General features: G+C 64.5%; 14 protein-coding genes. 12 read left to right on the top strand and 2 right to left on the bottom strand.

What is annotated here, in order from left to right:
* Nucleotides 1-73: 73 nt before the first annotated feature.
* From M0209_RS16370 to M0209_RS16360, 3 genes are read left to right on the top strand one after another with little or no spacing between them, the layout of a single operon-like run.
* A complete protein-coding gene (locus M0209_RS16370) occupies nt 74-1270 on the top strand; it encodes an efflux RND transporter periplasmic adaptor subunit (RefSeq protein WP_258889686.1) in 1197 nt (398 codons plus the stop codon).
* 48 nt (nt 1271-1318) lie between these two features.
* A complete protein-coding gene (locus M0209_RS16365) occupies nt 1319-4756 on the top strand; it encodes an efflux RND transporter permease subunit (RefSeq protein WP_258889342.1) in 3438 nt (1145 codons plus the stop codon).
* 31 nt (nt 4757-4787) lie between these two features.
* Nucleotides 4788-6050, top strand: coding sequence for a DUF445 domain-containing protein (locus tag M0209_RS16360; protein ID WP_258889341.1), 1263 nt, complete (start codon nt 4788-4790; stop codon nt 6048-6050).
* A gap of 22 nt (nt 6051-6072) precedes the next feature.
* Here M0209_RS16360 and M0209_RS16355 read toward each other — a convergent pair whose 3' ends face one another.
* Together M0209_RS16355 and queF are read right to left on the bottom strand one after the other, a co-directional pair.
* The gene (locus M0209_RS16355) at nt 6073-6462 is read right to left on the bottom strand and encodes a thioesterase family protein (protein WP_258889340.1); all 390 of its coding nucleotides are present in this window, start codon (nt 6460-6462) and stop codon (nt 6073-6075) included.
* Between the two features lie 44 nt (nt 6463-6506).
* Nucleotides 6507-6953, bottom strand: coding sequence for a preQ(1) synthase (gene queF, locus M0209_RS16350; RefSeq protein ID WP_258889339.1), 447 nt, complete (start codon nt 6951-6953; stop codon nt 6507-6509).
* Between the two features lie 126 nt (nt 6954-7079).
* Here queF and M0209_RS16345 point away from each other — a divergent pair, with 126 nt between their 5' ends.
* The 9 genes from M0209_RS16345 (at nt 7080) to M0209_RS16305 (ending at nt 14382) form a co-directional block, all read left to right on the top strand.
* Nucleotides 7080-7400, top strand: a complete 321-nt coding sequence (locus tag M0209_RS16345; protein WP_258889338.1) for a hypothetical protein — start codon at nt 7080-7082, stop codon at nt 7398-7400.
* A gap of 18 nt (nt 7401-7418) precedes the next feature.
* Nucleotides 7419-7568, top strand: a complete 150-nt coding sequence (locus M0209_RS16340; RefSeq protein ID WP_258889337.1) for a hypothetical protein — start codon at nt 7419-7421, stop codon at nt 7566-7568.
* A 112-nt stretch (nt 7569-7680) separates the two neighbouring features.
* Nucleotides 7681-9183 carry a S10 family serine carboxypeptidase-like protein gene (locus M0209_RS16335; RefSeq protein ID WP_309547079.1) on the top strand — a complete coding sequence of 501 codons (1503 nt, stop codon included), beginning with the start codon at nt 7681-7683 and terminating at the stop codon, nt 9181-9183.
* A gap of 34 nt (nt 9184-9217) precedes the next feature.
* Entirely contained in the window at nt 9218-9550 is a 333-nt protein-coding gene (locus tag M0209_RS16330; RefSeq protein WP_309547078.1) for a type II toxin-antitoxin system RelE/ParE family toxin, read from the top strand.
* A gap of 4 nt (nt 9551-9554) precedes the next feature.
* Nucleotides 9555-9836 (top strand): helix-turn-helix domain-containing protein, encoded by a 282-nt coding sequence (locus tag M0209_RS16325; protein WP_258889336.1) that lies wholly within the window; start codon nt 9555-9557, stop codon nt 9834-9836.
* Nucleotides 9794-11374 (top strand): cryptochrome/photolyase family protein, encoded by a 1581-nt coding sequence (locus M0209_RS16320; protein WP_408988216.1) that lies wholly within the window; start codon nt 9794-9796, stop codon nt 11372-11374. The genes M0209_RS16325 and M0209_RS16320 overlap by 43 nt, the downstream gene beginning before the upstream one ends.
* 31 nt (nt 11375-11405) lie before the next feature.
* On the top strand, nt 11406-12245 hold the full coding sequence (gene sseA, locus M0209_RS16315; RefSeq protein ID WP_258889334.1) for a 3-mercaptopyruvate sulfurtransferase: 840 nt from the start codon (nt 11406-11408) through the stop codon (nt 12243-12245).
* On the top strand, nt 12242-13408 hold the full coding sequence (gene metC, locus M0209_RS16310) for a cystathionine beta-lyase (protein ID WP_258889333.1): 1167 nt from the start codon (nt 12242-12244) through the stop codon (nt 13406-13408). The genes sseA and metC overlap by 4 nt, the downstream gene beginning before the upstream one ends.
* A gap of 191 nt (nt 13409-13599) precedes the next feature.
* Complete coding sequence (locus tag M0209_RS16305; protein WP_258889332.1) at nt 13600-14382, top strand: TorF family putative porin; 783 nt, start codon at nt 13600-13602, stop codon at nt 14380-14382.
* Nucleotides 14383-14492 lie beyond the last annotated feature (110 nt).

Here is a 14492-nt window from a genome sequence, read left to right as displayed (position 1 = left end):
CTTAGTTGTATAACACACTTCGGCGATATCTGCCATATCGGCAGGCCGAGGCGTGGAAAACTGGATGCGTACGATGAACTATGAGACCGGCTTTTCCCGCGACCGCGAGGAACTGGACATGGCCGACAGCGAGGAGCGCGCGCGCAAACGCCGCCGCTGGTGGATCGTCGGCGGCATTGCGCTGGCGGTTCTGGTTCTCGTTGCAGTGGGCGTCTGGGCCTCGCGCCCGGCCGGTGGCGCGGGCGCTGCGGCCGGTGGCGAAGGCGGTGCGAAGCAGGCGCCGACCGTGTCGGTCATGGTACCGGGACGCCGGACGGTGGACCGGGTCGTGTCGGCAACCGGCAATATCGCCGCACGACGCGAGATGCCGGTCGGTGTTGCCGGCGAAGGCGGCCAGGTGACGCAGGTCCTGGTCGAACCCGGCAGCTGGGTCGCTGCTGGACAGGTGCTGGCGACCGTCGACCGCCGTGTCCAGTCGCAGCAGATCAACTCACTTGCCGCACAGATCGGCGTGTCGGAGGCCGACCTCCGCCTCGCGCAGGCCGAACTCGACCGCGCGCAGCAGCTCGTGTCGCGCGGCTTCATTTCAAAGGCCGATATCGACCGCAAGACCGCGACCCGCGATTCGGCACGCGCACGCCTCGGCGTCGCCCGCGCGCAGCTCGCCCAGCAACAGGCCTCGACATCGCGGCTCGACATCCGCGCACCCGCCGCCGGCCTCATCCTTGAGCGCAAAGTTGAACCGGGCCAGGTCGTGTCGGGCGGGTCGGGCGTCCTGTTTCGCATAGCCAAGGGCGGCGAACTCGAACAGCTGGCGCGGCTGGGGGAAGTCGATCTCGCGCGTATGACCGTTGGCCAGCGCGCAACCGTCACGCCCGTGGGCAGCGCGCAAACCTTCAGCGGCCAGATCTGGCAGATTTCGCCGGTCATCGATCCGCAGACGCGCCAGGGTGTCGCCCGCATCGCGCTCGCCTATGACAAGGCGCTGCGTCCGGGCGGCTTTGCCTCGGCCAAGATCGTCAGCGGTGCCGCCGATGTGCCGTTGCTGCCCGAATCCGCGATCCAGAGCGACCCCAAGGGCAGCTTTGTGTATATCGTCGGCCCGCAGAACAAGGTCGTCCGGCGCGACGTGACTGTCGGCGACGTCACCGATGCGGGCGTCACCGTCCTGTCGGGGCTGTCAGGCCAGGAAGCGGTGGTCGTCAACGCCGGAGCCTTCCTCAACCCGGGCGAGTCGATTAATCCCCAGCGGATCAAGTCCGGCGGATAGCGAATCGGGGCGTTCCGGGGGCAGTTTTTATTTCAGGATTGCCGTTTCATGAGTTTCCGGAACATCTCTGCCTGGGCGATCCGCAATCCGGTGGCCCCCATCGTCCTGTTCATCGCGCTGCTGTTGGCGGGCGCGATGTCGTTCATGCGGATGGACGTGAACGACCAGCCCGATCTTGAATTCCCCGCCGCACAGATATCGATTGTTCAGCCCGGCGCCGCGCCGACCGAACTCGAAACCCAGGTCACCCAAAAGGTCGAAGCCGCCGTCCGCAATGTCGTCGGTGTCGACGAAATCAATTCGGGCGTCCGCGAAGGGTCGTCGAACACGTTCGTTGTCTTCGCCATCGGCACCCCCGTCGATCGCGCCGTCAATGACGTGCGCGACGCCATCGCCAATATCCGCAGCGATTTGCCCGAGGGAATCCTCGAACCACAGGTGTCACGGGTCAACATATCGGGCAGCCCTATCGGCTTTTTCTCGGCCGAATCGCGCGACATGTCGCTGGAGGAGCTGAGCTGGTTCGTCGATAATACCGTCTCGAAACGACTGCTCAGCGTCGAAGGAATGGCGGCGGTCAACCGGACCGGCGGGGTCAGCCGCGAAATCCGCGTGACGCTAGACCCGGCCAAGCTGCAGGCACAGGGCGTCACGGCGTCGCAGGTCAACGTGCAACTGCGCTCGGTCAACCTCAACGCGGCGGGCGGCCGTGCCGAAATCGCGGGTTCGGAACAATCGGTGCGCGTGCTCGGCAACGCCAAGGACGCCTTTCAGCTCTCGCAGACCAACATTTCAGCCGGTAACGGACGCACGATCAAGCTCGCCGACCTCGGCACAGTACGCGATGCCTATGCCGAACAGCGCTCGATCGGGATGATGGACGGGCGGCAGGTGCTGGCGTTCAGTCTCGAAAAGGCCAAGGGCGCGTCGGACGTCACGGTCTACCGGGGCGCACAGGAGCAGATGAAGCTGCTCGAAAAAGAGAACCCCAAGGTCAAGTTCACGCTGCTGTCGACCTCGGTCCCCTATACGATCAGCCAATATCATTCCGCCATCGAAGCGATGATCGAGGGCGCGGTGCTGGCCGTGCTCGTCGTGCTGCTGTTCCTGCGCGACTGGCGCGCCACCGTCATCTCGGCCATCGCCATCCCGCTGTCAGCGATCCCCGCGTTCTGGTTCATGGACATGCTGGGCTTTACGCTTAACGGCCTGTCGCTGCTCGCGCTCAGCCTCGTCGCGGGCGTTCTCGTCGATGACGCCATCGTCGAGATCGAAAATATCGTGCGCCATATGCGAATGGGCAAAACCGCCTATCAGGCCTCGATCGACGCTGCCGACGAAATCGGCCTTGCGGTGCTAGCAACGACGATGTCCATCGTCGCGGTGTTCCTGCCGGTCGGATTGATGCCGGGGATCTCGGGCCAGTTCTTCAAGAGTTTCGGCCTAACCATCGTCGTGTCGGTGCTGCTGAGCCTTGCGGTTGCGCGTCTGATCACGCCGATGATCGCTGCCTATTTCCTGAAATCGCACGGCCATGCCGAACATGGCGGCGGACCGCTGATGGACCGTTATATGGCGCTGCTCGACTGGACGCTCGACACCTCGGCGATGCGGCGGATCAGGGCAGGACTGCACGCGCCCGCCGAGTCGTCGCGCCGCTATCTGTTGCCGGCCGCAGCTTTCGGCTTGCTGGTCGGCATTCTGGCGATGTTCGGCACGTTCAAGGGAGGGGCGTCGGTTATGTCGATCCCGGCGTTGATCTTCGTTGCGCTAATCGTGCTCGCGCTGGTCGCGCTAGTCGTTTTCCTGATGGCGTTGGCGGCGACCATCCTCACCGGCTGCATCCTCGGCAAAATCAACGGATGGAACGCGCGGCCCTATTACGCCTGGTCGCGCTACGCGGCGATGCGGATATGGGCGCGGCTTAACGACCACCGTGCCTGGGTGATCGGCATGGGCGCGTTCAGCCTGTTGCTTACGGTTATCATGTTCACCGGCCTCGGGCCGCTGATGAAGCCGCTGCCGCTGACCTTCCAGCCTACGATCAACACCGACTATAGCCAGGTCCGGATCGAACTGACGCCGGGATCTACCTTGGGGCAAACCAAGGCGATCACCGACCGCGTCCGCGAGATGATGGGCGCCGCCCTCGAGGTCGAGCATGCCTTTTCGCGGATCGGCGTCGGCAGCGCGAATATCAACCTGACGCTCCGCAAGAAGCGCGACATGACCAGCGTCGAATTCGAACGCAGCTGGGCGCCCAAACTCAACGCCATTCCCGACGCGCGCGTCACTTTCCAGTCGCAGCAGAACGGCGGCCCGGGCAGCACCGGGCGCGACATCACCATCACGCTTGGCGGCGACGATCCGGTGCTGCTCAATGCGACCGCGAACAAGATCGTCGAGGAGATGCGCGGCCTGCCCGAATTGCGCGCGCCGCGGTTCAACGGCGATCTGTTGCGCCCCGAGATCGTCATCAAGCCACGCACCGATCTTGCCGCGTCGATGGGGGTGACGACGCAAGCGCTGAGTCAAGCCATCCGGATCGCGACGCTCGGCGATATCGACCAGAACAGCGCGAAATTTTCGCTGTCCGACCGCCAGATTCCGATCCGGGTCGCCCTGAGCGAGGAATCGCGGCGTAATTTGTCGACCATCGAGAATTTGCCGGTGCCGACGGCGACCGGCGGCTCGGTGCCGCTCAAGGTCGTGGCCGATATCGGGTTCGGCGCAGGCCCGGTGATGGTCCAGCGCACCAACCAGATCCGCCGTACCTCGATCGGCGTCGATCTCGCGCCCGGCCTCGTGACGGGCGACGCCATGCCGAAGATCAACGAATTGCCGACGCTCAAGCATTTGCCGGCGGGGGTGAAAAAGCTCAATCTCGGCGCGGCGAAATGGCAGTTCGAACTGTTCAGGAGCTTCATCATCGCGGTGATCGCAGGGATCCTGCTGGTTTTTGCGGTGCTGGTCCTGCTCTACAAGCGCGTGATGCCGCCGTTCGTGAACATGGGGTCGTTGTTGCTCGCCCCGCTCGGCGGGCTGATTGCACTGCGGCTGACTGGCAACGCCATTTCGATGCCGGTGCTGATCGGTTTCCTGATGCTGCTCGGCATCGTCGCCAAAAACTCGATCCTGCTTGTCGATTTCGCCCTCGAAGAGATCAATAAAGGCGTCGAGAAAGTGACCGCCATCCTCGACGCTGGCCACAAGCGCGCCCAGCCCATCGTCATGACCACCGTCGCGATGGTCGCGGGCATGGTCCCGGTGTCGCTGTCGCTGACCGGCGACGGCGCCTGGCGCGCCCCGATGGGTATTACCGTGATGGGTGGTCTCATCCTGTCGACCGTGCTGACCCTGCTGATCGTGCCCGCGACCTTTAGCCTGGCGGTCGGGATCGAGCAGAAGCTGGGGCCGTGGCTGTCGCGCACGCTGACCAACGGCGGCGAGGGGGCGCCCAAGCCCGCGCCGCTGCCCGCCGAGTGAACCTTTCGTTACGCCAGCGCGTTTCGACCTGATGGCTTCCCGCTCCCGCTTTGCGCTTGCCGTGCCGGTGCAGGGGGGTGCCGCCGAAATGCGGCTGGTCGCGACTGGTCTGCTGGTGGCGATGGCAGCGATCTACCTGACGACACGCTTCTACGCCGACCTTCATCCCGCCCTCGGGTTCGTGAAGGCCTTTGCCGAAGCGGCGATGGTCGGCGGCATGGCCGACTGGTTTGCGGTCACGGCGCTGTTCCGCCACCCGCTCGGTATCCCTATTCCCCACACCGCGATCATCCCGCGCAACAAGGACCGCATCGGCGATACGCTGGCAGTGTTTCTGCGCGACAATTTCCTGACCCCCGCCGTCGTCGCGCGCCGGATGGGGCGCATCGATATCGCCGGTGCGGCCGGCAAATTCCTGAGCGATGCGCCGGATCGCGGCGGGCGGCTGAAAGAGGGCGCGTCGCGCCTCGCCGCCGATATGCTGGGCGCGCTCGATCCCGAGCGTCTGGGCGGGATGGTCAAGGGCGCGATCTCGACGCGGATCGCAGAGCTCGATCTGTCGCCGCTGCTCGGGCAAGCACTTGCCGCCGCGATTGCCGAGGGGCGGCACCGGCCGCTCCTCGACGGTATCGTGCGCTGGGGCGCGAAACTGCTCGACAGCAACGACGACCTGATCCGCGAGATCGTCCACCAACAGGCCGGGTCGGTGATGCGCTGGACCGGCCTCGACGAGACGCTTGCCAACAAGATCATCGACGGGCTGAACAAGATGCTGTCCGAAATGGCCGACGACCCCGACCACCGGCTGCGCGCCAAGGCCGAAGAGGGGCTGGCGCACCTCGCCATCGACTTGCAGGACGACCCGAGGATGAAAGCGCGCGTCGCCGAGCTGCGCGACGAGATCATGCGGAATCCGGCGATGCGGCGCTGGCTCGATGGCCTGTGGGAATCCGCCCGCGCTGCGATGCTCCGTGCCGCGCGCGACCCCGATAAGGCGCTGGCGGGCAAATTCGGCGAAGCGCTGCGCCAGCTCGGCGAGACGTTACAGAAAGACCCGGAACTACGCGCGACGATCAACCGCTTCGCGCGGCGGACGGCGGTCGGCGTCACGGCCAGCTATGGCGACCAGATCGTCAAGCTGGTGTCCGAAACCGTGCGCGGCTGGGACGCGCAGACGATCACCGACCGCGTCGAGGGTGCGGTCGGGCGCGATTTGCAGTATATCCGCATCAACGGCACTGTGGTCGGGGGGCTGGTGGGGCTGGCGCTGCACGCCATCGATGTCTGGCTATAGCGCGACTCAGGACTTTACCGCCCTAACCGAAAAAATGCGCCGCAATGTCCTTGGCGATGCGCGCGGGACGCAGCGTTTTCGCATCGAGACAGCACCAGCTCGACTTCACTTCGGCGAGCAGCTCGTCGCCGCGCCGGATCAGCGTCGAATAGAACGCCCGCACCCCCTCGACCTTGTCGAGCACGACTGTGGCAATCACCTCGTCGTTGAGGAATGCGGGTTTGCGGTAAGTAATCTCGTGCTTAAGCGCGACCCAAAGATGTTCCGCAACCGCGCTCGGCGGCGCAAGCTTTTCCCAATGCGCGACGACCGCATCCTGCACCCAGTTCAGGTAGCGCGCGTTGTTGACGTGCCCCATGAAATCGATGTCGGCGGGCAGGATGTGGATCGGATGGGCAAGCGTGCGGGACATGCCAGCTTATTTACACCGATGTCATTAATTAAGCCAGAACAGTCTTAGCCCCTTCCCCGATAGCCGGGCACGTCCTGCGGCGGCAGCCACAGACCCGCCGGCGGCTCGCCCGATTGCCAGAACACATCGATGGGAATGCCGCCGCGCGGATACCAGTAGCCGCCGATCCGCAACCAGTGCGGGGCCATCTCCGCAAACAGCCGCTCGCCGATGCCCACGGTGCAATCCTCGTGGAACGCCGCGTGGTTGCGGAAGCTGCCCAAAAACAGCTTGAGCGACTTCGACTCGACGATGGTCTCGCGCGGCGCATAGTCGATGACGAGATGTGCGAAATCGGGCTGGCCGGTGACGGGGCACAAAGATGTGAATTCAGGCACGGCAAAGCGCACGAGATACAGCGCGCCCGGGCGCGGGTTGGGGACGTAATCGAGCGCGGCTTCCTCCGGCGTGGCGGGAAGACTGCTGTTCTGGCCGAGATATTTGGGGGTCATAGGCGGTCTATAAGTCGGCAAAAGCCGTCTGACGATTCCCGACGGTAACTTTCGCCACGGCCATAGCGTAACAGGGGGATGCTGCTCCGCTTGACTTACCGGCCGCGAACGCCTGAGTTGCCCGTCATGAGTGCCCGTATCCTTATGCTGCTCGCCCTTGCGTCGCTTGCCTTCGGCAATGCTGCAATGGCGCGGGCGATGCCGATGCCGGGCACGATGGCTTGCACAAGCGAAGCGGCATGCTGTCCCGACAGCGAGAGCGGCATGCCGTTGTCGGCGTGCGTGACCTGCTGCGTACTTGCACCGGCCTTGCTCGTGATGCCCGACAAATCGGAGACTAAGCCGCTTGCAGCCCGCGCGGTGGAACCGGCGATCCTGCTTCCGCGCGACGTCCGGCCGCTCGATCCACCACCCCGACCCCTTGGCCAGACTGAAAATTCGATCTGAACAACCAAGGAAATCGACATGAAGACGATCATCAAAGCCGCTGTCGCCCTGTTCGGGCTGGCAGCAACCACGGCCCATGCCGCAGTTCCCGGACTGCTGGTTTCGGCGGTCGACGGATGCTGTGCGGTCGGCGCAGCTTGCTGCGCCGCCGGTGGTGCCTGCTGCTGATCCAGCAGCGTAAAGGGCGCGCGTGACGGCAACGTCACGCGCGCTTTTTTTCGAGTTGCGAACGCGCCGTCCATGGCGCACGTCCCGCCTGACGGCGATGAAGGACATGACGATGCGTGCACTGAAAATGCTGCTGGCGGCGAATTTGCTGGCTGCCCCGATCCACGCCATCGCGCAGGACAAGCCCACAGCCGACAAACCGGCGGAAAAGGCCGATGCGCCGCTGGTGTCGGTCACCCGGCACACCGGCACCTTCGGCGGCGTCAGCATCGCCTATACCGCGACGGCGAAGGAGACCTTTCTGAAGTCAGAGGACGGCACGCCCAAGGCGGCGATCTTTTCGACGTCCTATGTGAAGGACGGCAACGATCCGTCGCGCCCCGTCACCTTTTTGTTCAACGGCGGCCCCGGTTCGGGGTCGCTGTGGCTGCACATGGGGGCGTTCGGGCCGAAGCGCGTCGCCATCCCGAGCGACGCCCGCGACGACGGTGCGCCGCCCTACCCCATCGTCGCCAATCCCGATTCGCTGCTCGATGCGACCGACATCGTCTTCATCGATCCGGTCGGCACCGGGTTCAGCCGCGCGCTGGGGAAGACCGAGGCGAAAAGCTATTGGGGTGTCACTGCCGACGCCAAGTCCATCGCGGAGTTCATCCGCCTGTGGCTCACCGAAAACGGGCGCTGGAATGCCCCGAAATATCTGGGCGGCGAAAGTTACGGCACAACCCGCAGTGCCGCCGTCGCGAACGAACTGGAAGGGTCGTACAACGACGTCTCCCTCAACGGCATCCTGCTGATCTCGACAATCCTCGATTTCGGGTTGCAGGCCGAGGTGCAGGGCAACGAGATGCCCTATGTCATCCACGTGCCGTCCTACGCCGCCGCCGCCTGGTACCATAACAAGGTCGCGGACCGTCCCGCCGAAGTCGCGACGTTCGTCGCCGAGGCGCGTGCCTTTGCGACCGGCCCCTATCTGGCGGCGCTCGCCAAGGGGAATGCGCTCGGCGGCGAGGAACGTGCGGGCATCCGGCGGCAACTCGCGCGCTTCACCGGCCTGTCCGAACAATATCTCGACAGTGCCGAGCTGCGGGTGCTGCCGGGGCGGTTCTACAAGGAATTGCTGCGCGACCGGAAACTGACCATCGGCCGCCTCGACGCACGCTATACCGGCACCGATTACGACAATGCCGGTGAGGAACCCGACAACGACCCGAGCTTTTACGGCATCGACGGCGGCTATACCGCGGCGATGAACGCCTATGTACGCGGCGAGCTCGGCTACAAGACCGAACGCCAGTACGTCACCATCGGCGGCGTCAGCGGCTGGGACTGGAAGCTCGGGCGTGGCGGGCGCGACAGCGAAGTCTATATGAGCGTTGCGCCCTATCTGGGCCGGGCACTGCGCGAAAACAGCGGGCTGCGGGTGTTTGTCGGCCAGGGCTGGTATGATTTCGCGACGCCCTTCTTCGGTGCCGAATACAGCCTGTCGCGCACTGGCATCCCCGCCAATCGCGTGCAGTTCCATTACTATGACTCGGGCCACATGATGTACGTCCGTGACGAGGACCGGCGGAAATTGTCGGCAGACATTCGTGCGTTCATCCGTGGGCGTTGAACACGAAGGTCATATTGACATCTGAGTATCGATTTTGATACACGACCCTCCGAAAGCGGTAACTTTTCTGGGTGACAGCCTGTCGCGGATGCGGGACTTCCCCGACAATGCGCGGGCCGAAGCGGGTTACCAACTGAGTGAAGTGCAGCAAGGGCGCGATCCTGCCGACTGGAAGCCGATGAAGACGGTCGGTCCGGGAGTTCGCGAGATCAGGGTACGCGATGCGTCGGGTGCGTACCGAGTGATCTATCTGGCAACATTGGCCGATTGCGTGCTGGTGCTCCACGCTTTCGAGAAAAAGACGCAGAAGACGGCGCAACGGGATATCGATCTGGCCGCGCGGCGGCTGCGAGAGTGGAAGGATTGAGCGGATGGAAGTGCAGACCTTCGACAACATCTTCGATGCGCTAGCGCGGAACCCTGCTGAAGCTGCGAATATGAAGGCCCGGACCGAATTGATGACGGCAATCAGGCTGCGTGTGCTCGAATGGAACCTGTCGCAACAGGCGGCGGCGGCGCGCCTCGGCATTACTCGCCCGCGTCTCAACGACCTGTTACGCGGCAAGCTGGGCAAATTTTCGCTCGATGCGCTGGTCAATCTGGCAACGGCATGCGGCCTGTCATTCGAGATCCGGATCGCCGAAGCGGCGTGACCACCCTCATCCCCGTCCTTGGCGACCAGCTGTCGCCCGATCTGTCGTCACTGAAGGACGTCGACCCCGCGACCGCCGTAATTCTGATGATGGAAGTCGCCGACGAGACGACTTACGTCCGCCATCATAGGCGCAAGATCGCGTATATCCTGTCGGCGATGCGGCATCATGCGGCGGCTTTGCAGGCAGCGGGGTGGACGGTCGATTATGTGAAGCTCGACGACGCCGACAACACGGGCAGCTTCACCGGCGAAATCGCGCGCGCTGTCGAACGGCATGCGTCCGACCGGATCGTTGTCACCGAGAGCGGCGAACATCGTGTGCAGGCAATGCTCGATGCGTGGGAGACGCTGTTCGGAATCCCCGTCGACATCCGCGCCGACACGCGGTTCATCGCCACCCACAGCGAATTCGCCGCCTGGGCCGATGAGCGGAAGCAGTTGCGGATGGAATTTTTCTACCGCGACATGCGCCGCAAGACCGGGCTGCTCATGGACGGCGCCAAGCCCGAGGGTGGCGAATGGAATTACGACAAGGAGAATCGCAAGCCCGCCCAGCGCGATCTGTTGATGCCGCAACTGCCGCATTTCGCGCCGGATGCGATCACGACCGAGGTGCTCGCGCTGGTCGCGGCGCGCTTTACCGATCATGTTGGCAGCCTCGACAATTTCGGGATCGCGGTGACGCGCGAACAGGCGCTCGAAACACAAGCGCATTTCCTGAAGCACGCACTCCCGCGCTTCGGCGATTTCCAGGATGCGATGCTGACCGGCGAGCCGTACCTCTACCACGCGCATCTGTCGTTCTACATCAATTCGGGCTTGCTCGACCCGCTCGAGCTGTGCCGCGCGGTCGAGGACGAATATCGCGCAGGTCGCGTGCCGCTGAACGCTGCCGAGGGCTTTATTCGCCAGATCATCGGCTGGCGCGAATATGTGCGCGGGATTTATTGGTGGACCGGCCCCGAATACGGCACCCGCAATTTCCTGAACGCGAAACGCGCCCTCCCCGCCTTCTACTGGACCGGCGACACCGACATGCACTGTCTGTCGCAAGCCATCGGCCAGACGCTCGACCTTGCCTACGCGCACCACATCCAGCGCCTGATGGTCACCGGCAATTTCGCGCTGCTGATCGGGGCGGACCCCGATGATGTCGATCGCTGGTATCTGGAGGTCTATGCCGACGCCTATGAATGGGTCGAACAGCCCAACACCCGCGGGATGGTACTGTTCGCCGATGGCGGACTGCTGGGATCGAAGCCCTATGCCTCCTCGGGCGCGTATATCGACCGGATGTCGGACTATTGCCGCCACTGCCGCTACGACGTGAAACAGCGCACCGGGTCCGACGCCTGCCCGTTCAACGCGCTCTATTGGGATTTCCTCGCGCGCAACGATGACAAGCTGCGGTCGAACCAGCGGCTGGCGATGCCGTATCGGAACTGGGACCGGATGGACGATGCCACCAAGGCTGCACTGCGCGGTCAGGCAGCAAGTTTTCTGGAACGTCTCGACGCCGCGCCCAAGGGTTACTAGGGGACGACTCACGACGGAGACGGAGAGACTCATGGACGCGCTTGTTTCGACCCAATGGCTGGCCAGTGAAATCGGCGCACCCGACCTGCGGATCGTAGATGCGACATGGCTGATGGAACCCGGTCGCGATGCCGCCGCCGAGTACGAAGCCGAGCATATTCCGGGCGCGGTGTTCATGGATCTGGCGGGCCTCGCCGACGAGAAGACCGAGCTGCCGATGATGCTGCCCAGCGCGGAAAAGTTCGCCAGCCGGATGCAGTCGCTGGGTCTGGGCGATGGCAGCCGCATCGTACTCTACGACAATTCGGCGCAGAAGACCTCGGCGCGGGCGTGGTGGATGCTCCACCTGTTCGGCGCGCATGCGGTGGCGATCCTCGATGGCGGCCTCGCTAAATGGAAGGCCGACGGCCATGCGGTCGCCAGCGGCAAGGAAAAGCTGCGCCACCGGCACTTCACTGTGTGGAAGGACACCGGCTTCATCCGCACCATGGACCAGATGAAGGAACTGCTGGACACCAAGGCCGAACAGATCGTCGACGCACGCGGCGCGGCGCGCTTCGAAGGGCGCGAGGCCGAGCCGCGGCTGGGCGTCAACCCGGGGCATATGCCGGGCGCGAAGAACCTGCCGATGGGCGAACTATTCGACGCCGACGGCACCTACAAGTCGAAGGACGGGCTGAAGGCTGCATTCGAGGCTGCGGGTGTCGATCCGACCCAGCCGATTGCCGCGACCTGCGGGTCGGGCATCACGGCCGCGACGGTCGCGTTCGCCGCGCATCTGCTGGGGAATGACAAGGTCGCGGTCTATGACGGTAGCTGGTCCGAATGGGGCGCAGATCCCGATACGGCCAAGGCCATCGGGGCCGCATGAGCGACGATCCGGCCTACCGGCCGGATACCAGAATCGTCCGCGCCGGCCGCCGCCCCGAATGGGCGCAACGGGTGGTCAATCCGCCGGTTTGGCGGGCGTCAACGATCCTGTTCGACGACGTCGCCGCGATCGACGAGGCTAAAGCGGGTCACGGCAAATTCTATTACGGCCTGCACGGCACGCCGACCCAATGGAGCCTTGCCGAGGCGCTGACCGAGCTCGAGCCGGGCGCTGCGGGGACGATGCTCTATTCGTCAGGGCTGTCGGCGATCTCGACCGCGCTGCTGACGGTGCTCGCCCCCGGCGACGACGTGCTGATCGTCGAAAGCGCCTATGGGCCGACGCGGCGGCTCGCCGACGGATTCCTCAAGAAAATGGGCATCGCGACGCGTTACTACGCGCCGGGCGTCGGCGCGGGGATCGCACAGCTCTTCCTGCCGCAAACGCGCGCAGTGCTGATCGAAAGCCCGGGGTCGCAGACCTTCGAGCTGCAGGACGTGCCCGCGATCTGCGCGGCGGCGCGCGCGGCGGGCATCGCGACGATCCTCGACAACACCTGGGCCTCGCCGCTGCTGTTTCCGGCGATGGCGGCAGGCGTCGATATCAGCGTGCTGGCCTGTTCCAAATATGTCGGCGGGCATTCGGACCTGATGCTCGGGTCGGCCACCGCCAATGCCGAATGGTTTCCGCGCCTCGAACGCACGACCTTCGACATCGGCCATAATGTCAGCCCCGACGACGCCTGGCTTGGCGCACGGGGCCTGCGCACGATGGCGGTGCGGCTGAAGGCGCAAGGGGCGGCGACGCTCGAAGTCGCCGACTGGCTGGCCAACCGGCCCGAAGTGTCGAACGTGCTGCACCCTGCCCGCCCCGATTTCCCCGGCCACGCGATCTACGCGCGCGATTTCAAGGGCTCGGGCACCGTCTTTTCGTTTGCCCTGGCCACGGCCGACGTCGCGCGCCGGACGCGGTTCATCGAGGCACTGCAGCTGTTCGGCATCGGCTGGAGCTGGGGCGGGTACGAAAGTCTGGTCACGCCGGTCGATCCGGGCGCGCGGACAGGATTGCCCTGGGCGCCCGGCCAGCTGGTCCGCCTGCAAATCGGGCTGGAGGACGTCCGCGACCTGATCGCCGACCTCGCCCAGGCGCTCGATACCGCCTGACAACTGTTGCGCGCGCGCAACAGTTCGTCCGTCACCGACACTCGATTCAACTATTTCTTGTTGTGCGCTGCACAATTTCGCGGCACATCACGGGTGATCGAGACGCCGCCCCGCAATGAGAGGCGCGCGCCGAATCGAAGCAGGTGGGACGACCCGAGGGCATCAACGCCCGTTATGACAAAGGGAAGTCCATGCGCATTTTTCTCGGCTGCCTAGGCAGCGCCATCGCTCTCGCCGCAGCCACGCCCGCTCTTGCCGAAGATGCTCCGGCCTCGGCCTTCACGATCAACGGCACCGCCACCGTCACGTCCGACTACCGTTTCCGCGGCGTGTCGCAGACCGACAAGAACGCCGCCATCCAGGGTTCGATCACGGTCAGCCACGAATCGGGCCTGTATGCCAGTGTCTGGGGTTCTTCGGTCAGCGGCTATGTCGTTGCGGGTGCAACCGCGACGGTCGAGCTCGACCTGATCGCGGGCTGGAAAAAGACGTTCAGCAGCGGCACGACGGTCGATGTCGGCTTGCTCTATTATTATTATCCCCGCACCAAGCTGGCCGGCGACACGTCGTCGAGCGACTTCATCGAGCCCTATCTCGCCGTATCGCAAGCCATCGGGCCAGTGACCGCCAAGGGGACGCTGGCCTGGGCTCCGAGCCAAAAGGCGCTGCGCCTCGACCAGGCGACCGGCCCGAACCGCAGCAACGTCTATCTTGCCGGCGACCTGTCGGCGTCGATCCCGAACACGCCGCTCGGCCTGTCAGCGCATGTCGGCCACAGCTTCGGCCCGAGCTGGCTCGCATCCGATGCGTTCGGCAAGCGCGAATATACCGACTGGTCGCTGGGCGCGACGTTGACGCACAAGGCGCTGACGCTCGGCATTTCCTATGTCGATACCGACGCGACCTTCGTGTCGTTCACCGGCAAGAACGTGTCGAACGGCGGCATCGTCGTCAGCCTCGGCGCGAGCTTCTGATCCAAACAAGTTGCGAACGTGATGGGGCGCTGGTTTCGGCCAGCGCCCCGTTTTCGTTTGGGGGTTGAGGACAAGGGACTGTCCCCACTTGGGGACTGTCCCTCTTCACC

This window comes from Sphingomonas sp. SUN039, assembly GCF_024758725.1.
Lineage (GTDB): Bacteria > Pseudomonadota > Alphaproteobacteria > Sphingomonadales > Sphingomonadaceae > Sphingomonas_O.
Note: the sequence above shows the minus strand (reverse complement) of the source record. Positions and strands in the feature narration are given on the sequence as shown.